The 16,134-nt window shown below is 43.6% G+C and carries 29 protein-coding genes; 2 read left to right on the top strand and 27 right to left on the bottom strand.

The window, feature by feature from the left end:
* Nucleotides 1-7: 7 nt before the first annotated feature.
* The 27 genes from rpsD to HYG93_RS01155 form a co-directional block, all read right to left on the bottom strand.
* Nucleotides 8-634: a 30S ribosomal protein S4 gene (rpsD, locus tag HYG93_RS01285; protein WP_004691294.1), complete on the bottom strand. Its 627-nt coding sequence runs from the start codon at nucleotides 632-634 to the stop codon at nucleotides 8-10.
* A gap of 12 nt (nucleotides 635-646) precedes the next feature.
* Nucleotides 647-1,033 carry a 30S ribosomal protein S11 gene (rpsK, locus tag HYG93_RS01280; protein WP_001040166.1) on the bottom strand — a complete coding sequence of 129 codons (387 nt, stop codon included), beginning with the start codon at nucleotides 1,031-1,033 and terminating at the stop codon, nucleotides 647-649.
* A gap of 19 nt (nucleotides 1,034-1,052) precedes the next feature.
* On the bottom strand, nucleotides 1,053-1,409 hold the full coding sequence (rpsM, locus tag HYG93_RS01275) for a 30S ribosomal protein S13 (RefSeq protein ID WP_106984045.1): 357 nt from the start codon (nucleotides 1,407-1,409) through the stop codon (nucleotides 1,053-1,055).
* A gap of 107 nt (nucleotides 1,410-1,516) precedes the next feature.
* On the bottom strand, nucleotides 1,517-1,633 hold the full coding sequence (rpmJ, locus tag HYG93_RS01270; protein ID WP_000867907.1) for a 50S ribosomal protein L36: 117 nt from the start codon (nucleotides 1,631-1,633) through the stop codon (nucleotides 1,517-1,519).
* 19 nt (nucleotides 1,634-1,652) lie between these two features.
* Nucleotides 1,653-2,972, bottom strand: coding sequence for a preprotein translocase subunit SecY (gene secY / locus HYG93_RS01265; protein ID WP_171356346.1), 1,320 nt, complete (start codon nucleotides 2,970-2,972; stop codon nucleotides 1,653-1,655).
* A 45-nt stretch (nucleotides 2,973-3,017) separates the two neighbouring features.
* The gene (gene rplO / locus HYG93_RS01260; protein ID WP_106984043.1) at nucleotides 3,018-3,458 is read right to left on the bottom strand and encodes a 50S ribosomal protein L15; all 441 of its coding nucleotides are present in this window, start codon (nucleotides 3,456-3,458) and stop codon (nucleotides 3,018-3,020) included.
* A 3-nt stretch (nucleotides 3,459-3,461) separates the two neighbouring features.
* A complete protein-coding gene (gene rpmD, locus HYG93_RS01255; RefSeq protein ID WP_081406804.1) occupies nucleotides 3,462-3,638 on the bottom strand; it encodes a 50S ribosomal protein L30 in 177 nt (58 codons plus the stop codon).
* A gap of 6 nt (nucleotides 3,639-3,644) precedes the next feature.
* A complete protein-coding gene (gene rpsE / locus HYG93_RS01250; protein WP_004786901.1) occupies nucleotides 3,645-4,142 on the bottom strand; it encodes a 30S ribosomal protein S5 in 498 nt (165 codons plus the stop codon).
* Nucleotides 4,143-4,144: 2 nt separating this feature from the next.
* The gene (gene rplR / locus HYG93_RS01245) at nucleotides 4,145-4,495 is read right to left on the bottom strand and encodes a 50S ribosomal protein L18 (protein ID WP_106984042.1); all 351 of its coding nucleotides are present in this window, start codon (nucleotides 4,493-4,495) and stop codon (nucleotides 4,145-4,147) included.
* 14 nt (nucleotides 4,496-4,509) lie between these two features.
* Nucleotides 4,510-5,043 carry a 50S ribosomal protein L6 gene (gene rplF, locus HYG93_RS01240; RefSeq protein ID WP_106984041.1) on the bottom strand — a complete coding sequence of 178 codons (534 nt, stop codon included), beginning with the start codon at nucleotides 5,041-5,043 and terminating at the stop codon, nucleotides 4,510-4,512.
* 13 nt (nucleotides 5,044-5,056) lie between these two features.
* Nucleotides 5,057-5,452, bottom strand: a complete 396-nt coding sequence (gene rpsH / locus HYG93_RS01235; RefSeq protein WP_053579514.1) for a 30S ribosomal protein S8 — start codon at nucleotides 5,450-5,452, stop codon at nucleotides 5,057-5,059.
* A 12-nt stretch (nucleotides 5,453-5,464) separates the two neighbouring features.
* The gene (gene rpsN / locus HYG93_RS01230) at nucleotides 5,465-5,770 is read right to left on the bottom strand and encodes a 30S ribosomal protein S14 (protein ID WP_106984040.1); all 306 of its coding nucleotides are present in this window, start codon (nucleotides 5,768-5,770) and stop codon (nucleotides 5,465-5,467) included.
* 9 nt (nucleotides 5,771-5,779) lie between these two features.
* Nucleotides 5,780-6,316 carry a 50S ribosomal protein L5 gene (gene rplE / locus HYG93_RS01225; RefSeq protein ID WP_106984039.1) on the bottom strand — a complete coding sequence of 179 codons (537 nt, stop codon included), beginning with the start codon at nucleotides 6,314-6,316 and terminating at the stop codon, nucleotides 5,780-5,782.
* A 16-nt stretch (nucleotides 6,317-6,332) separates the two neighbouring features.
* Complete coding sequence (gene rplX, locus HYG93_RS01220) at nucleotides 6,333-6,650, bottom strand: 50S ribosomal protein L24 (RefSeq protein ID WP_106984038.1); 318 nt, start codon at nucleotides 6,648-6,650, stop codon at nucleotides 6,333-6,335.
* A gap of 9 nt (nucleotides 6,651-6,659) precedes the next feature.
* Nucleotides 6,660-7,028 carry a 50S ribosomal protein L14 gene (gene rplN / locus HYG93_RS01215; protein WP_106984037.1) on the bottom strand — a complete coding sequence of 123 codons (369 nt, stop codon included), beginning with the start codon at nucleotides 7,026-7,028 and terminating at the stop codon, nucleotides 6,660-6,662.
* Nucleotides 7,029-7,119: 91 nt separating this feature from the next.
* On the bottom strand, nucleotides 7,120-7,377 hold the full coding sequence (gene rpsQ, locus HYG93_RS01210) for a 30S ribosomal protein S17 (RefSeq protein ID WP_106984036.1): 258 nt from the start codon (nucleotides 7,375-7,377) through the stop codon (nucleotides 7,120-7,122).
* Nucleotides 7,374-7,571, bottom strand: coding sequence for a 50S ribosomal protein L29 (gene rpmC / locus HYG93_RS01205; RefSeq protein ID WP_005012982.1), 198 nt, complete (start codon nucleotides 7,569-7,571; stop codon nucleotides 7,374-7,376). Before rpmC ends, rpsQ begins: the two co-directional genes overlap by 4 nt.
* Complete coding sequence (gene rplP / locus HYG93_RS01200) at nucleotides 7,571-7,984, bottom strand: 50S ribosomal protein L16 (protein ID WP_106984035.1); 414 nt, start codon at nucleotides 7,982-7,984, stop codon at nucleotides 7,571-7,573. The genes rpmC and rplP overlap by 1 nt, the downstream gene beginning before the upstream one ends.
* Nucleotides 7,985-7,987: 3 nt before the next feature.
* Nucleotides 7,988-8,740 (bottom strand): 30S ribosomal protein S3, encoded by a 753-nt coding sequence (gene rpsC, locus HYG93_RS01195; RefSeq protein WP_106984034.1) that lies wholly within the window; start codon nucleotides 8,738-8,740, stop codon nucleotides 7,988-7,990.
* A 1-nt stretch (nucleotide 8,741) separates the two neighbouring features.
* Complete coding sequence (gene rplV, locus HYG93_RS01190; RefSeq protein WP_106984033.1) at nucleotides 8,742-9,071, bottom strand: 50S ribosomal protein L22; 330 nt, start codon at nucleotides 9,069-9,071, stop codon at nucleotides 8,742-8,744.
* A gap of 11 nt (nucleotides 9,072-9,082) precedes the next feature.
* Nucleotides 9,083-9,358, bottom strand: a complete 276-nt coding sequence (gene rpsS / locus HYG93_RS01185) for a 30S ribosomal protein S19 (RefSeq protein ID WP_004281508.1) — start codon at nucleotides 9,356-9,358, stop codon at nucleotides 9,083-9,085.
* 19 nt (nucleotides 9,359-9,377) lie between these two features.
* Nucleotides 9,378-10,202 carry a 50S ribosomal protein L2 gene (gene rplB, locus HYG93_RS01180; protein WP_067762915.1) on the bottom strand — a complete coding sequence of 275 codons (825 nt, stop codon included), beginning with the start codon at nucleotides 10,200-10,202 and terminating at the stop codon, nucleotides 9,378-9,380.
* Between the two features lie 11 nt (nucleotides 10,203-10,213).
* Nucleotides 10,214-10,534 carry a 50S ribosomal protein L23 gene (gene rplW / locus HYG93_RS01175; RefSeq protein ID WP_106984032.1) on the bottom strand — a complete coding sequence of 107 codons (321 nt, stop codon included), beginning with the start codon at nucleotides 10,532-10,534 and terminating at the stop codon, nucleotides 10,214-10,216.
* On the bottom strand, nucleotides 10,531-11,133 hold the full coding sequence (gene rplD, locus HYG93_RS01170; RefSeq protein WP_106984031.1) for a 50S ribosomal protein L4: 603 nt from the start codon (nucleotides 11,131-11,133) through the stop codon (nucleotides 10,531-10,533). The genes rplW and rplD overlap by 4 nt, the downstream gene beginning before the upstream one ends.
* A gap of 11 nt (nucleotides 11,134-11,144) precedes the next feature.
* On the bottom strand, nucleotides 11,145-11,783 hold the full coding sequence (gene rplC, locus HYG93_RS01165) for a 50S ribosomal protein L3 (RefSeq protein ID WP_106984030.1): 639 nt from the start codon (nucleotides 11,781-11,783) through the stop codon (nucleotides 11,145-11,147).
* A 64-nt stretch (nucleotides 11,784-11,847) separates the two neighbouring features.
* Nucleotides 11,848-12,159 (bottom strand): 30S ribosomal protein S10, encoded by a 312-nt coding sequence (gene rpsJ / locus HYG93_RS01160; protein ID WP_004725677.1) that lies wholly within the window; start codon nucleotides 12,157-12,159, stop codon nucleotides 11,848-11,850.
* Nucleotides 12,160-12,398: 239 nt separating this feature from the next.
* Nucleotides 12,399-13,163, bottom strand: coding sequence for a type 1 glutamine amidotransferase (locus HYG93_RS01155; protein WP_106984029.1), 765 nt, complete (start codon nucleotides 13,161-13,163; stop codon nucleotides 12,399-12,401).
* Nucleotides 13,164-13,326: 163 nt separating this feature from the next.
* Between HYG93_RS01155 and HYG93_RS01150 the strand changes: the two genes are divergently transcribed.
* Both HYG93_RS01150 and HYG93_RS01145 read left to right on the top strand, forming a co-directional pair.
* On the top strand, nucleotides 13,327-14,529 hold the full coding sequence (locus HYG93_RS01150; RefSeq protein ID WP_372658389.1) for a PLP-dependent transferase: 1,203 nt from the start codon (nucleotides 13,327-13,329) through the stop codon (nucleotides 14,527-14,529).
* A gap of 19 nt (nucleotides 14,530-14,548) precedes the next feature.
* The gene (locus HYG93_RS01145; protein ID WP_178961681.1) at nucleotides 14,549-16,132 is read left to right on the top strand and encodes a helicase HerA-like domain-containing protein; all 1,584 of its coding nucleotides are present in this window, start codon (nucleotides 14,549-14,551) and stop codon (nucleotides 16,130-16,132) included.
* Nucleotides 16,133-16,134: the final 2 nt, after the last annotated feature.

The raw sequence follows: 16,134 nt of genomic DNA, 5'->3' as shown, positions 1-16,134 counted from the left end.
TCAAGGATTATTTAGAATACAATTCTACAATCAAGCTTTCGTTGATTTCAGCAGGTAAATCAGAACGATCTGGAGCAGCTTTGAACGTACCTTCCAATTTAGAATGGTCAATTTCCATCCAAGAAGGAATGCCACGTTGAGCAGCTAATTCAACTGCGTTTTTGATACGCAATTGTTGTTTAGCGCCTTCGTGAACTGCAATCACGTCACCAGCTTTAACTTGGATAGACGCGATGTTAACGCGACGGCCATTTAAAGTGATAGAACGGTGAGATACAAGCTGACGAGCTTCTGCACGTGTAGAACCAAAACCCATGCGATAAACAACGTTATCTAGACGGCTTTCAAGCAATTTCAACAAGTTTTCACCAGTTGCGCCTTTAACACGAGCAGCTTCTTTGTAGTAGTTACTAAATTGACGTTCTAAAACACCGTACATACGACGTACTTTTTGTTTTTCACGTAATTGTAGTGAATACTCAGATTGTTTGCCACCACGAGCGCCGCCATGTTGGCCAGGTGCTTTAGCAGCTTTTTTTGTTTTGACGTCAAATGGTTTTACGCCAGATTTTAATTGCAGGTCTGTCCCTTCGCGGCGAGAGAGTTTGCATTTTGGACCAATATAACGAGCCATGAATGTTTCTCCTTACACGCGACGTTTTTTAGGTGGACGGCAACCGTTGTGCGGGATTGGCGTCACATCGGTAATGCTGTTAATTTTATAACCCACTGCACCTAAAGCACGAACCGCAGATTCACGACCTGGACCAGGACCTTTTACAAGGACGTCCAAGTTTTTCAAACCGTAGTCTAAAGCTGCTTTACCAGCAACTTCAGCAGCTACCTGAGCAGCGAACGGAGTTGATTTACGTGATCCACGGAAGCCTTGTCCACCAGAGGTAGCCCAAGCCAGTGCATTACCTTGACGATCGGTAATAGTCACAATGGTGTTATTAAAAGAAGCGTGAATGTGTGCAACACCTTCAGAGACGGTACGAGTGACCTTCTTGCGTGTGCGAGTATCTTTAGCCATCTTTTAGCTTCCAGAAATCTTATTTCTTAATAGGTTTGCGCGGACCTTTACGGGTACGTGCGTTAGTTTTGGTGCGTTGACCGCGGACAGGCAAGCTGCGACGATGACGAAGACCGCGGTAGCAGCCTAAATCCATTAAACGTTTAATGTTCATGGAAATTTCGCGACGTAAGTCACCTTCGGTAGGAACCTTAGCAACTTCTGCACGAATCGCATCAAGCTGAGCGTCATCTAATTCACGAATCTTAGTTGTAGTAGCGATACCTACAGTAGCTAAGATGTTCTTAGCAGTGTGGCGACCTACACCAAAGATGTACGTTAGAGAGATAACAGCATGCTTGTTATCCGGAATGTTTACACCGGCAATACGAGCCATTCAATTTTCTCCAAAAAGGCAGTTAAGATAATCAACCGCCCCACAAAAATCTTGAGGGGCGGATAATAACCTAATTAGCCTACTGAAATCAACAGGTCTTGATCAGATTAACCTTGACGCTGCTTATGACGAGGTTCAGCGCTACAAATTACGCGAATAACCCCATTACGACGGATAACTTTACAGCTACCACAAATTTTCTTTACAGAAGCTTGTACTTTCATGATGAAACCTCAAGTGCGCTTATCCCTTAGGATGAGCAGTCGTTTTTCTCATTAATGATTGATTATCGTACTGATGCGATGTGAGATGAGCTTGTAGCTGAGCCATAAAGTCCATCACAACAACCACTACGATCAGTAAAGACGTACCACCTAAGCTGAATGGAATACCAAACGAACTTTGTAGAATCATCGGCATTAAACAGATGATTGTGATATAAATCGCACCGATAAAGGTCAATCGATTGAGAATATGATCTAAGTAACGAGCAGTTTGCTCACCTGGACGAATACCAGGCACATAAGCTCCGCTGCGTTTTAGGTTCTCTGAAACTTCTTTAGGGCTAAATACTAGCGCAGTATAGAAATAACAGAAAAAGATAATTAACGCACCAAAGAGCACCAAATACAACGGCTGTCCAGGCGACAAAACGAGTGCCAAATCTTGTAGGCCACGCTTAATAAAACCAGCATCAACATCATGACTACCTACCCACTGACCTAAGCTCGCAGGAAATAATAGCAATGAACTTGCAAAAATCGCAGGAATCACACCCGCCATGTTAATTTTTAACGGCAAATGTGTCTGTTGTGCTGTAAATACACGACGACCTTGTTGTTTTTGAGCATAGTTTACTGGAATACGACGTTGCGCTTTCTCAATAAACACAATTGCTGCCAATACTGCAATCGATAATACAGCAAAAACTGCCAAACCAATCATACTTGATTGACCATTATCGATAGAAGTAAATGATTGCAGAACCAAGTTCGGCAAACCTGCAACAATACCAGCGAAGATGATCATGGAAATACCATTCCCCACCCCACGCTCGGTAATTTGTTCACCCAGCCACATTAAGAACATTGTACCTGCAACTAAAGATGTTACAGCGGGAACGTAAAATGCAAGACCAGAAGTCAAAGTAATATTTTGACTAATTAGACCCGCACACATCCCGATCGCTTGCACAAGTGCAAGGAACAACGTGCCCTGACGTGTATATTGGTTAATCTTACGCTTGCCTTGTTCGCCTTCTTTTTTCAAAGCTTCAAGCGAAGGAACCACAGTTGACATCAACTGCACGATAATCGATGCAGAGATGTATGGCATGATCCCTAGAGCAAGAATTGACATCCGCTCTAATGCACCACCTGAAAACATATTAAACAAACCAAGGATCGTGCCTTGGTTTGCATTAAAAAGGTTTTCAAGCGCAGCATTATTAATGCCCGGTACTGGTATATGCGCTCCTAACCGAAAAACCAACAACGCCCCGATGAGGAACATCATACGACGAATAATTTCACGGTATTTCACATGAAATGGTTGACCTTTCATCATGTTAACATGACCTGACGAGCTAGGAGACATAGACACTGGGGATTACTCCTCGACTTTGCCGCCAGCAGCTTCTAGAGCAGCTTTAGCGCCTTTAGTCAATGCAACACCTTGTACAGTGAATGCACGAGTAATTTCACCAGAAAGTACGATACGTGCACGAAGCATGTCTTTACGTACAACGTTAGCAGCTTTTAAAGTTTCTAGAGACACGATGTCGCCTTCAACTTTAGAAAGTTCTGATAAACGTACTTCAGCAGTTTTCAAAGCCATTTGGCTAGTGAAGCCGAATTTAGGCAAACGACGATATAACGCTGTTTGACCGCCTTCGAAACCTGGACGTGTACCACCGCTCTTACGCGAGTTTTGACCTTTGACACCACGGCCACCAGTCTTACCAACGCCAGAACCGATACCACGGCCTAAACGAAGGTTATCACGTTTAGCACCTTCTGCAGGTGCAATTGTATTTAAACGCAGAGTCATGGCTTATTCCTCTACACTAACCATATAGTAGACTTGGTTGATCATACCACGGTTAGAAGGTGTATCTAGCACTTCTACAGTATGACCAATACGACGCAGACCTAAACCTTTAAGGCTAAGCTTGTGATTTTTCAAGCGATGCGATGAAGATTTAGTCTGGGTAACTTTAATCGTTTTCATGATTGATTACCCTTGAATTTGTTCAACAGTAAGACCACGTTTCGCAGCAACCTTCTCAGGAGAAGTCATATCACGCAGACCGTTAAAAGTCGCGTTTACAACGTTTGCAGCGTTAGTAGAACCGTAGCATTTAGTCAATACATTGCGTACGCCAACAGCTTCTAAAACTGCGCGCATTGCACCACCAGCGATTACACCAGTACCTTCAGAAGCAGGCTGCATGTAAACACGGCTAGCGCCATGACGAGCATTGATAGGGTGCTGAACAGTACCATCAACAAGGTCAACAGTAATCATGTTGCGACGAGCCGCTTCAAGTGCTTTAGAAATAGCAGCTGGAACTTCACGTGCTTTACCACGACCAAAACCTACGCGACCATTACCATCACCCACAACAGTTAATGCTGTGAAAGAGAAGATACGACCACCCTTAACAACTTTGGCTACACGATCAACGGCAACCAGCTTTTCAACAAGACCTTCGTTTTGTTCAACTTTAGCCATGATTAGAACTCCAAGCCGTTTTCACGAGCAGCATCAGCCAAGGCTTTGATACGACCATGATATTTAAAACCAGAACGGTCAAATGCAACTTTAGTAACACCAGCTGCTTTAGCACGCTCTGCGATTAAAGCACCTACTTGTTTCGCTGCTTCAACGTTACCAGTTGTACCTGCACGTAAAGTAGCATCTAAAGTAGAAGCTTGAGCTAATACTTTGCCACCATCTGCTGAGATAACTTGAGCATAGATGTGACGCGGTGTGCGGTTTACACACAAGCGAGTCGCACCCAATGCACGAATGTGCAAGCGTGTGCTTTTCGCACGACGCAAACGGGATTGTTTCTTTTCGTTCATAAGAACCTCGCGCCTTATTTCTTCTTAGCTTCTTTACGAAGTACAACTTCGTCAGAATAACGAACACCTTTACCTTTATAAGGCTCTGGTGGACGGTAGCCACGGATTTCCGCAGCAACTTGACCTAAAGCTGCTTTGTCAGCAGATTTAAGGATAATTTCAGTTGCAGTTGGAGTTTCAGCAGTCACACTTTCAGGAAGTGCATAATCAATTGGGTGTGAAAAACCAAGGTTAAGGTTAACAACGTTACCTTTAACCGCAGCTTTGTAACCAACACCAATCAATTGTAACTTGCGTTCGAAGCCTTCGCTAACACCTTTTACAAGGTTGTTTAAGACAGCGCGAGCAGTACCAGCTTGCATCCAAGCGTCTTTCGACTCTTTAACTGGAGCAACTTGAAGTTTACCTTCTTCCTGTTTAAGCTCGACCAGCGCATGCAGGTTGAAAGACAAAGTACCTTTAGTGCCTTTCACTTCGACCTGCCGGCCGTTCTGAGTAACTGTTACACCGTTAGGTACAGTTACTGGGGCTTTAGCCACACGAGACATGAGGAATCACCTATTAAGAAACAAAAGCAATAACTTCACCACCGATGCCCGCAGCACGTGCAGCGCGATCAGTCATGATGCCTTTGCTTGTAGAAACAATTGCAATACCTAAACCTTGCTTAACGCTAGGAAGTGCATCTTTACCGCGGTATTGACGTAGACCTGGACGGCTTACGCGTTTCACAGTTTCGATAACTGGTTTGCCTTCGAAATATTTTAACGTAATTGTTAAAGTTGCTTTGCCTTCAGCGTCTGCAACTTCTACGTTAGAGATGTAACCTTCTTGTTGAAGTACGTTTGCAATAGCAACCTTCAACTTAGAATTAGGCATAGAAACAGTTTGTTTCTTCGCCATTTGTGCGTTACGAACACGTGTTAGCATGTCGGCAACGGTATCTTGCATACTCATTTATAGTGCTCCTTACCAGCTTGCCTTAACAACGCCAGGTACATCACCTTGCATTACTGTATCACGTAGTTTGTTACGGCTTAGACCGAACTTACGGAAGTAACCATGAGGACGACCAGTTAAACCACAACGGTTACGCAGACGTACTGGAGACGCATTACGTGGTAATGCTTGTAATTTCATCATCGCTTCGAAACGCTCTTCGTCGCTTGCATTTACATTTGCAATCGTAGCTTTTAATTCAGCACGTTTTGCAGCAAATTTAGCAACAGTAGCTTCGCGTTTCAATTCGCGATTAATCATACCTTTCTTAGCCATATCGACCTCTTATTTGAACGGGAAGCCGAATGCACGCATAAGCGCACGGCCTTCGTCATCGGTGCGAGCAGTCGTAGTGATGGTAATATCCATACCACGAATACGATCAATCTTATCAAAATCGATTTCAGGGAACATGATTTGTTCCTTAAGACCCATTGAGTAGTTACCACGACCATCAAATGATTTCGCAGAGAAACCACGGAAGTCACGGATACGTGGGATCGCGATAGAGATCAAACGGTCTAAGAATTCGTACATTTGTTCGCCGCGTAAAGTAACTTTACAACCGATCGGCCAACCATCACGGATTTTGAAACCAGCGATAGATTTACGAGCTAATGTAAGAACTGGTTTTTGACCAGCAATCGCTTGCATATCTGCAAGAGCACCATCAAGGAGTTTTTTGTCAGCAGAAGCTGCGCCAACACCCATGTTGATCGTGATTTTAGTAATGCGAGGAATTTCCATCACATTTTTAACGTCTAATTGCTCTTTTAACTGAGCTTTTAGTTCGTCGTTGTAACGCGTTTTAAGTCTGGCCATAGCCTAAATCAACCTATTACTTCGCTGCCGCCACTGATTCACCAGATGACTTGAATACGCGAGTTTTCACGCCTTCAACTACTTGGTAACCAACACGGTCAGCCTTTTGGGTTGCAGCATTAAAAATTGCCACGTTAGAAATATGAAGCGAAGCCTCTTGAGTTACGATGCTACCTTCAGCGCCCGTAGCACGGTTTGGCTTTTGGTGCTTCTTAACTAAGTTAAGGCCTTCAACCTTCACTTGGTCATTCGAAACAGACAATACAGTACCCTGTTTGCCTTTTTCTTTACCTGCGATCACGATTACTTGATCGCCTTTTTGAATCTTAGCCATGATTGCCTCTTATAGAACTTCAGGAGCCAGTGAAATAATTTTCATGAACTGTTCAGTACGAAGTTCACGTGTCACTGGTCCAAAGATACGAGTAGCAATTGGCGCTTTGTTGTTGTTCAAAATAACAGCTGCGTTATCGTCGAAACGAATAACTGAACCGTCTGCACGGCGGATGCCGAACTTTGTACGTACAACAACAGCATTCATCACATCACCTTTTTTAACGCGTGAACGTGGAATTGCTTCTTTTACAGTAACTTTAATAATGTCGCCAACAGACGCATAACGACGATGTGAACCACCAAGTACTTTAATACATTGTACGCGGCGAGCACCACTGTTGTCTGCTACGTCGAGCATACTTTCGGTCTGAATCATTGCCCTACTCCAAAACCGAGCATCACCGGTCACAAATTCGAAAGGCTCAAAGAGTACTCGAATTTGACCGATGATGCAACTAGAACGTTAATTACTCAGCAGCTGCTTCAATAACTTCAACTAGAGTCCAAGACTTAGTTTTAGAAACTGGGCGGCTTTCTTTGATAGTTACAACGTCGCCGATTTTAGCAGTGTTGTTCTCATCATGAGCATGTAATTTTGTTGAACGGCGGATTGATTTGCCATACAACGGGTGTTGAACACGGCGTTCGATAAGCACAACGATAGACTTGTCCATCTTGTCGCTTACTACTTTGCCTGTTAACGTGCGGACTGTATTTTCACTCATTGTCCGTTCCCCTGTTTTTCGGTAAGGAGGGTCTTAATACGAGCAATTGTTTTACGAGTAAGCGCAACTTCGTGCGATTTACCCAATTGACCAGTTGCTTTTGCCATACGAAGACGGAATTGGTTAAGCTGTTGCTCATCAAGCAAAGCTGTCAACTCTTCTACCGACTTTTCACGTAGATCATTAGTTTTCATTACATTACCGTCCGAGTCACGATAGTGGTTTTAAACGGAAGTTTAGCAGCAGCAAGTTTAAATGCTTCTGTTGCCAACTCGTCGCTAACACCATCAATTTCGTACAAGACTTTACCTGGTTTGATTTCGCAAACCCAGTATTCCACAGAACCTTTACCTTTACCCATACGAACTTCTAATGGTTTATTAGTAATTGGTTTGTCTGGAAAAACACGGATAAAGATCTTACCACCACGCTTAATACGACGGCTGATTGTACGACGCGCCGCTTCAATTTGACGTGCAGTCATACGACCACGTTCGATTGATTTAAGTGCGATTGTACCGAAAGATACTGAGCTACCGCGATGTGCAAGACCAGTGTTACGGCCTTTTTGCACTTTACGGAATTTCATACGTTTAGGTTGTAACATGGATTATTCTCCTTTTTCAGCAGAACGATCATTGCGACGACCACGACGCTCTTGACCTTCACCACGACCACGACCACGTTTAGCTGGACGCTCTTCTGCAGGAGCTGGGTTCATGACTTGTTTCATGCCACCCAAGATCTCGCCACGGAAGATCCAAACTTTAACACCGATCGTACCGTAAGTAGTCTCAGCACGCATAGTTGAGTAGTCGATATCAGCACGTAAAGTATGTAGAGGTACACGACCTTCACGATACCATTCTGTACGAGCGATCTCAGCACCACCTAAACGGCCTGATACTTCAACTTTGATACCTTTAGCACCAGCACGCATAGAGTTTTGTACCGCACGCTTCATAGCACGACGGAACATAACACGTTTTTCTAATTGAGAAGCAATTGCTTCAGCAACTAGACGAGCGTCTAAGTCTGGGCGATCGATTTCATTGATACTAACTTGCGCAGGAACACCCATAATAGCTGTTAATTCGCGTTGTAGTTTCTCAATGTCTTCGCCTTTTTTACCGATAACGATACCTGGACGAGCAGTGCTAATAGTAATTTTAGCAGCGCCTGTAGGACGTTCGATAAGAATATTGCTGATCATTGCATTCTTAAGTTTTTTAGTTAAAAACTCACGAACCTGCAAATCTTTAAGCAAGTATTCAGCGTATTGTTTCGGACTCGCATACCAGTTAGCGTTATGACGTTTCACAACACCTAGGCGGATACCGATTGGATGAACCTTCTGACCCATATCAAACCCCTACCTTAACGGTGATGTGACAAGTACGCTTAGTAATACGATCTGCACGGCCTTTAGCACGTGGCAAAATACGTTTAAGGCTCATGCCTTCGTCAACGTAGATCGTAGAAACTTTAAGATCGTCTACATCTAAACTGTTATTGTGTTCAGCGTTTGCAATCGCAGACTCTAATGCTTTCTTAACTAAAACTGCAGCTTTTTTATTGCTGAAAGTTAAAATGTTAAGCGCATGTGCAACAGATTTACCGCGCACAAGGTCTGCAACCAAACGTGCTTTTTGTGCCGAGATAGCGGCACCGCGTAATTTAGCAGTTACTTCCATCATAGCACCTATTAACGTTTAGACTTCTTGTCAACACCGTGACCACGATAGGTACGAGTTGGCGCGAATTCACCTAGTTTATGACCAACCATGTGTTCAGATACGATTACTGGAACATGGTTACGGCCATTGTGTACAGAAATTGTTAGACCAACAAAATCCGGTAAGATCATCGAACGACGCGACCAAGTTTTGATCGGCTTACGGTTATTAGCCGCGATAGCCGCTTCAACCTTAGCGAACAAGTGCGCATCGACGAATGGGCCTTTTTTCAGAGAACGAGGCATTGTCAGATTCCTTTACTTGTTACTTAACGCGACGGTCGCGAATGATCATCTTAGTCGTACGCTTATTGGTACGTGTTTTGTACCCTTTAGCTTTTTGACCCCATGGGCTTACAGGTTGAATACCTTTGTTACGCCCTTCACCACCACCGTGTGGATGGTCTACTGGGTTCATCGCCATACCACGAACGGTAGGACGAACACCACGCCAGCGCGATGCACCAGCTTTACCCAATGAACGAAGGTTGCTTTCTTGGTTAGAAACTTCACCAAGAACTGCACGGCATTCAACGTGTACTTTACGCATTTCGCCTGAACGTAGACGAATGATAGCGTAAGAACCGTCACGACCTAACAACTGAGCAGAAGTACCAGCAGAACGTACTAATTGTGCGCCTTTACCGATTTTAAGCTCGATGTTGTGAAGTGTAGAACCGATTGGCATGTTGCGAAGTGGTAAGCAGTTACCTGGACGAATTGGAGCATCGTTACCAGATTGTACTTGATCACCAGCGCGAAGGCCTTTAGGTGCAATGATATAGCGACGTTCACCGTCAGCATATTTCAATAAAGCAATATGAGCTGTACGGTTAGGATCGTATTCAATACGTTCAACTACAGCTGGGATGCTGTCTTTGTTACGTTTGAAGTCAACGATACGGTAGTGCTGTTTATGACCACCACCAACGTGACGAGTCGTAATGTGACCGTTGTTGTTACGACCACCAGTACGTTTTTTAGCTTCTACCAACGGAGAGTACGGTGCGCCTTTGTGAAGGTGATCATGAACCACTTTCTCTACAAAGCGACGTCCTGGAGACGTTGGCTTACATTTTTGAATCGGCATAATTTTCGTCCTTATTCCGCTGCGTTTTCAGCGGTATCGCCCAAGTCAGCCATTTCAACATCTTGGCCAGCTTTCAGGGTGACGTATGCTTTTTTAACATCAGAACGACGTCCTAATGTTTTACCAAAGCGTTTTGTCTTACCTTTAGTGATCGTTGTGTTAACTTTAACAACTTGAACACCAAACAGTTGCTCAACTGCTTTTTTGATTTCAAGTTTGTTTGCATTTAATGCAACTTTGAAAACTTGAACACCAGCAGTTTCGCCTAAAACTTGTGCTTTTTCTGAGAATACAGGTCCTTGTAGGACTTGATATAAACGTTCGTTGTTCATCCGAGTTCTACCTCAATTTTCTTAGCAGCAGCTACAGACATAACAACTTTATCGAACGCGATCAAGCTAACAGGATCGATTGCAGCAGCATCAACAACATCCACGTGTGGAAGGTTGCGCGCAGCAAGGTATAGATTCTCATCTACAGCTTCTGTAACGATCAATGCGCGAGTTGCATTTAAGTCGTTAAGTTTTGCAAGCAATTCTTTAGTTTTTGGAGCTGCAACAGCAAACTCTTCAACCAATACCAAGCGATCTTGACGAACAAGTTCAGCTAGGATGCATTGCATAGCACCGCGATACATTTTACGGTTTACTTTTTGAGACCAGTCTTGTGGACGAGCAGCAAAAGTTTTACCACCGCCAACCCAGATTGGGCTACGAATAGAACCAGCACGAGCGCGGCCAGTACCTTTTTGACGGAATGGTTTTTTACCACCGCCAGAAACGTCTGCACGAGATTTCTGAGCTTTAGAGCCTTGACGACCACCAGCTAAGTAAGCTGTAACTACTTGGTGAACAAGAGCTTCGTTAAAGTCACGACCAAAAGCAACTTCAGATAACTCAACAGCAGAGCCGGAAACAGTATTTAAATTCACAATATTTCCCCTCAGGCCTTGATCGTAGGACGAACAGTAACGTCACCACCAGTAGCACCAGGAATCGCGCCTTTAACAACAAGAACTGAACGTTCTGCGTCAATTGCAACAATCTCAAGACCCTGTGTAGTTACGCGTTCAGCACCTAAATGGCCAGCCATTTTTTTGCCTTTGAATACGCGACCAGGAGTCTGGTTTTGACCAGTAGAACCTAAAACACGGTGAGAAACAGAGTTACCGTGAGTAGCATCTTGAGTACGGAAGTTCCAACGCTTAACGCCACCTTGGAAACCTTTACCTTTAGATGTACCAGTTACGTCAACGATTTGACCAACTGTGAACAAGTCAACAGTTAGAGTACCACCAACTTCACGACCTTCAAGATCAGCTTCTGTAGCGCGGAATTCTTGAACTAGACGACCAGCAGCAACACCCGCTTTAGCGAAGTGACCTTTCTGAGCGTTAGTTACGCGAGATTCGCGACGTTCACCAGTAGTGATTTGAATCGCTTGATAACCATCAGTTTCAAGCGTTTTGATTTGAGTGATGCGGTTAGGATCAACCTCAATCACTGTTACAGGTACAGAAACACCAGCATCTGTAAAGATACGTGTCATACCGCACTTGCGACCGACTAAACCAATAGCCATGTGCATTAACCTCTAAAAAAGCGGCTTAATTAACTTCTATAATTCGTTAATTAACCCGAAAGCCTTAACCCAAAGCGATCTGAACATCAACACCAGCTGCAAGATCTAACTTCATCAATGCATCTACAGTTTTGTCTGTAGGTTGAACGATGTCGATCAAACGCTTATAAGTACGGATTTCGTACTGGTCACGTGCATCTTTGTTTACGTGTGGTGATGTTAAAACGTTAAAACGTTCAATGCGTGTAGGCATTGGAATTGGACCGCAAACTTGTGCGCCAGTACGTTTTGCTGTTTCTACGATTTCTTGAGATGATTGATCAATTAAACGGTGATCAAAAGACTTAAGACGGATACGAATTCTCTGGTTAGACATACCAGTTAACTCCAAGCCAAAAATATAAAGAATCACTCTTGACGCATCTCACCCCACTAATAAAGGCAAGTGTCAAGAGCAGTGAATTATCACTAAGGTCACGATCGATGCCGCGACTGTCACGATGTTAACTACTTTATTCGTAGTCAACCCCCTTCATTAAAGGGTCGCCCATTATAACTATTGTTTAATGCATAAGCAAATCTAAAATCGTTTTTTTATCATGTTTTTCAATTTAATTATGCTTTGTGACATTCAGCGAGTTGTCCTGCCACTGTTCTTTGCAATACATACGCTATTGCTTGGTTTAATATTTGATTTCCCTGAATAAATTTACTTTTACTACTTGACTTCAGCTCGCCTTCCGATTGTATATATGCCCCTGTATATCGTTCACAGGCATCATCTGTTTCCAAGAACAGATTTAAAGCATGCGGGGTAATTTCTGGGTGAAACTGGAAGCCCAAGACATTTTGACCAATCTGATACACTTGATTGCGACAACCATCGTTTTCCGCCAAATGTATAGCACCTTTAGGTATTTCAAAACTTTCGCCATGCCATTGCAAAACCTGAAATTCATCTGGCAAGGGAAAACAATGCGCTGGTACATGGGCTGTCTTACGTACAGACATCCAACCCAGTTCTTCATGCGGACTTTTACTGACTGCAGCCCCCAAAGCATTGGCAATTAACTGCCCACCCAAACACAAACCTATTGCAGGCTTCCCTTGTGCCAAATAGCGCCTTAACCAACGCTTTTCTATTTTTAGCCAAGGGAAATTAGCTTCATCATTGACACTCATTGTGCCCCCCATAATGATGAGTAAATCAACATCATCTACATGAGGTAAGGCCTCTATATCTAAAGCCAAATCGATAGGCAAGGCAAAAAACTCAGTGGCAGAAATTTTAGCATTCATACCTTTCAAATATTCATAACAACTTCCGAACCCTTCACCAGCAATATGCTGAAAATAATGTACTTTTAACTGTGGCTTCATTCACTTTCCTATATCTTTTCTCTCTTATAGATAGTGGTTTTGCAAAAATGAAGCCAACTTTTTAGCTTTCTGCTTATATTAAACAATTTATACACATTGTGGTGTATTTAGGATGAATCCCTTAAGCTCAAATACAAGATTTAACGAATGAATGAGTTTCGCTGTGAAAAATAAACCTCAAACCGCCCTCATACATGCACCACGACGTGCCCCTCAATATATAGAAACCGTTCAACCTCCCCTATTTCGTGCATCTACTATTATTTTCAACAATACTGATGCCCTATTTAATCGCCACTGGACAGATGCTTACGACTATAGTTATGGCACACATGGCACCCCAACCACCTTTACACTTGGCGATAACATTGCGCAAATTGAAGGCGGTATATATAGCCTCCTTGCACCGAGTGGCTTATCAGCGATTAACTTAGTCAATTCTTGTTTTTTAAGTCAGGGAGATGAAGTGTGGGTGGCCGATAATATTTATGGCCCAAATATGGAGCATTTACGTAACTTAGAATCACGCTACGGAATTCATGTAAAAGTTTATAACTCACTCGATGTTTCAAGCTTTAACCCTAGCTCAAAAGCCAAGCTTATTTGGTTAGAAGCTGCAGGTTCGGTCACCTTAGAATTCCCTGATCTTGCAGGATTAGTCAAAAAAGCCAAAGCTCAAGACATCTTAACCGCACTCGACAATACATGGGGCGCAGGTCTTGCCTTTAATGCTTTTGATTTTGGAGATGAGCATTTAAGTGTCGATATCACTGTCCATGCACTAACCAAATATCCAAGTGGTGGTGGCGATATTTTAATGGGCTCCGTGGTAACGCGTGACCAAAAATTGCATCACAAACTATTCCGTATGCATGCCATTCAAGGGATTTCTGTTTCAGGTGATGATGTGGCACAAGTGCAACGTAGCCTTGCATCTATGCAGTTACGTTATGCGCATCAAGCCAAAAGTGCGTTAACGCTTTTGAATTGGCTGAAGCAACAATCTGAATTTGTACAAGTATTACACCCTGCCGACCCTGATGCTGCAGGACACGAGTATTGGAAAAACATTTGCAAACAAGGCCAAAGTGCTGGCTTAGTCAGTGTAATTTTCAAACCTGAATATGACATGCAAGCGATCCGTCGCTTTTGTGATGCATTACAGCTGTTTAAATTAGGTTTTAGCTGGGGTGGTCCCGTGAGTCTGGTGATGCTGTATAACTTAAAAGAGATGCGTGTTTTAGAACATACACATTTACAACAAGGTTTGCTGGTACGTTTCTGTATAGGACTAGAAGATCCACAAGATTTAATCCAAGATATAGAAAATGCTTTAAAACAAATGAACCAACAATTACATGAATAATGAGACAAAAGGCTAAATTATGGGTACACCAATTATTATTGCTAAAAAAACCTCGAATACACAACAAGATATCATCCTACACTCTGAGTTTGCCAATCGCCACGGCTTAATTGCTGGTGCAACCGGTACAGGTAAAACGGTGACCTTAAAAGTGCTGGCAGAAAGTTTTTCCCGCTTGGGTGTACCCGTATTTCTGGCTGATGCCAAAGGTGATGTTTCCAGCCTTGCAAAGGCTGGATCAAGTAGTCCTAAATTTGACGCACGGCTACAAACCCTAAATATAGAAACAATTGAGTTTTCTGCTTCACCAGTTGTATTTTGGGACCTGTTTGCAGATCAAGGCCACCCTATCCGAGCAACGATTTCTGAAATTGGGCCACTTTTGTTGGCACAAATGCTGAATTTAAATGATACACAAGAAGGTGTGCTCTCTGCGGTATTCCGTATTGCCGATGATCAAGGCTTACTTCTTATTGATTTTAAAGATCTCAAAGCATTACTCAGTTATGTGAGTGAACATGCTACTGAATTCAAAGCAGAATACGGCAATTTATCCCCTGCAAGTTTAGGCGCGATACAACGTAATTTGCTTGCACTGGCAGATCAAGGCGCAGATCAATTCTTTGGCGAACCTGCTCTCAATATCATGGATTTTATTCAGACCGATGCACAAGGCCGAGGTAATATTAATTTACTGGCTGCCGATAAACTGATGAACACGCCAAAACTATATGCAAGCTTTTTACTGTGGATGTTATCAGAGCTGTTTGAACAACTCCCTGAAGTTGGAGATATGGATAAGCCCAAATTGGTCTTCTTCTTTGATGAAGCACACTTATTGTTTGATAATGCCAGCCCTGCATTACAACAAAAGATTGAGCAAGTTGTACGCCTGATCCGATCCAAAGGTGTGGGCATTTATTTTGTGACACAAAACCCTCTTGACCTACCTGAAAGCGTACTGGGCCAACTGGGTAACCGCGTACAACATGCGCTACGCGCCTTTACCCCCAAAGATCAGAAAGCAGTTAAAACCGCTGCCGATACCTTCCGCGCCAACCCGGCATTTAAAGTCGATCAGGCCATTACAGAATTAGGTGTCGGTGAAGCGCTGATCAGCTGTCTGGATGAGCAAGGCACCCCGCAAATGGTTGAGCGCGGCTGGATTATGCCTCCGCATTCCGCCTTTGACCCGATCAGCCCGGATGAACGCAAAACCATCATGACGCAAAGCATTGTCGCAGGCATTTATGATCAAGCCGTAGACCGCGACAGCGCTTTTGAAATGCTGCAGCAAAAAGTGACAGACCGTAACCAGCAGGCCGCTCAAGCTGAACAAGATAAAGCTCAAGCCAAAGAACAGGAAGCCCGAGCCAAACAGCACGCCAAAGACCAAGCAGCTTTAGAAAAACAGCAGGCACGTGAACAAGAGCGCATTGTCCGCGAACAGCAAAGAGAAGCTGAACGTGCAGCCAAACAGCGTGAAAAATTGATTCAGGATACGGTGGGCACCTTTGCCAAGAGTGCTGCACGCAGCCTTGGCGGTTCAACTGGACAGAAAATTGTCCGTGGACTCTTGGGTTCTCTCTTCGGCCAGAAATAATC

Source organism: Acinetobacter sp. SwsAc6, from assembly GCF_013391565.1.
GTDB lineage: Bacteria > Pseudomonadota > Gammaproteobacteria > Pseudomonadales > Moraxellaceae > Acinetobacter > Acinetobacter cumulans.
The sequence above is the reverse complement of the archived record's forward strand: the minus strand, read 5'-3'. Positions and strand labels throughout refer to the sequence as shown.

Excerpts from the sequence above, each read along its gene's own strand:
- rpsD (WP_004691294.1), bottom strand. The coding sequence starts at position 634 with ATGGCTCGTTATATTGGTCCAAAATGCAAACTCTCTCGCCGCGAAGGG.
- rpsK (WP_001040166.1), bottom strand. The coding sequence starts at position 1,033 with ATGGCTAAAGATACTCGCACACGCAAGAAGGTCACTCGTACCGTCTCT.
- rpsM (WP_106984045.1), bottom strand. The coding sequence starts at position 1,409 with ATGGCTCGTATTGCCGGTGTAAACATTCCGGATAACAAGCATGCTGTT.
- rpmJ (WP_000867907.1), bottom strand. The coding sequence starts at position 1,633 with ATGAAAGTACAAGCTTCTGTAAAGAAAATTTGTGGTAGCTGTAAAGTT.
- secY (WP_171356346.1), bottom strand. The coding sequence starts at position 2,972 with ATGAAAGGTCAACCATTTCATGTGAAATACCGTGAAATTATTCGTCGT.
- rplO (WP_106984043.1), bottom strand. The coding sequence starts at position 3,458 with ATGACTCTGCGTTTAAATACAATTGCACCTGCAGAAGGTGCTAAACGT.
- rpmD (WP_081406804.1), bottom strand. The coding sequence starts at position 3,638 with ATGAAAACGATTAAAGTTACCCAGACTAAATCTTCATCGCATCGCTTG.
- rpsE (WP_004786901.1), bottom strand. The coding sequence starts at position 4,142 with ATGGCTAAAGTTGAACAAAACGAAGGTCTTGTTGAAAAGCTGGTTGCC.
- rplR (WP_106984042.1), bottom strand. The coding sequence starts at position 4,495 with ATGAACGAAAAGAAACAATCCCGTTTGCGTCGTGCGAAAAGCACACGC.
- rplF (WP_106984041.1), bottom strand. The coding sequence starts at position 5,043 with ATGTCTCGTGTGGCTAAAGCCCCAGTAACTGTACCTAACGGTGTAACA.
- rpsH (WP_053579514.1), bottom strand. The coding sequence starts at position 5,452 with ATGAGTATGCAAGATACCGTTGCCGACATGCTAACACGTGTTCGTAAC.
- rpsN (WP_106984040.1), bottom strand. The coding sequence starts at position 5,770 with ATGGCTAAGAAAGGTATGATTAATCGCGAATTGAAACGCGAAGCTACT.
- rplE (WP_106984039.1), bottom strand. The coding sequence starts at position 6,316 with ATGGCCAGACTTAAAACGCGTTACAACGACGAACTAAAAGCTCAGTTA.
- rplX (WP_106984038.1), bottom strand. The coding sequence starts at position 6,650 with ATGGCTAAGATTCAAAAAGGCGATCAAGTAATCGTGATCGCAGGTAAA.
- rplN (WP_106984037.1), bottom strand. The coding sequence starts at position 7,028 with ATGATTCAGACCGAAAGTATGCTCGACGTAGCAGACAACAGTGGTGCT.
- rpsQ (WP_106984036.1), bottom strand. The coding sequence starts at position 7,377 with ATGAGTGAAAATACAGTCCGCACGTTAACAGGCAAAGTAGTAAGCGAC.
- rpmC (WP_005012982.1), bottom strand. The coding sequence starts at position 7,571 with ATGAAAACTAATGATCTACGTGAAAAGTCGGTAGAAGAGTTGACAGCT.
- rplP (WP_106984035.1), bottom strand. The coding sequence starts at position 7,984 with ATGTTACAACCTAAACGTATGAAATTCCGTAAAGTGCAAAAAGGCCGT.
- rpsC (WP_106984034.1), bottom strand. The coding sequence starts at position 8,740 with ATGGGTCAGAAGGTTCATCCAATCGGTATCCGCCTAGGTGTTGTGAAA.
- rplV (WP_106984033.1), bottom strand. The coding sequence starts at position 9,071 with ATGGAAGTAACTGCTAAATTACGCGGTGCCGCTATCTCGGCACAAAAA.
- rpsS (WP_004281508.1), bottom strand. The coding sequence starts at position 9,358 with ATGCCTCGTTCTCTGAAAAAAGGCCCATTCGTCGATGCGCACTTGTTC.
- rplB (WP_067762915.1), bottom strand. The coding sequence starts at position 10,202 with ATGCCGATTCAAAAATGTAAGCCAACGTCTCCAGGACGTCGCTTTGTA.
- rplW (WP_106984032.1), bottom strand. The coding sequence starts at position 10,534 with ATGAACAACGAACGTTTATATCAAGTCCTACAAGGACCTGTATTCTCA.
- rplC (WP_106984030.1), bottom strand. The coding sequence starts at position 11,783 with ATGGCTATTGGTTTAGTCGGTCGCAAGTGCGGTATGACACGTATCTTT.
- rpsJ (WP_004725677.1), bottom strand. The coding sequence starts at position 12,159 with ATGTCTAACCAGAGAATTCGTATCCGTCTTAAGTCTTTTGATCACCGT.
- HYG93_RS01155 (WP_106984029.1), bottom strand. The coding sequence starts at position 13,163 with ATGAAGCCACAGTTAAAAGTACATTATTTTCAGCATATTGCTGGTGAA.
- HYG93_RS01145 (WP_178961681.1), top strand. The coding sequence starts at position 14,549 with ATGGGTACACCAATTATTATTGCTAAAAAAACCTCGAATACACAACAA.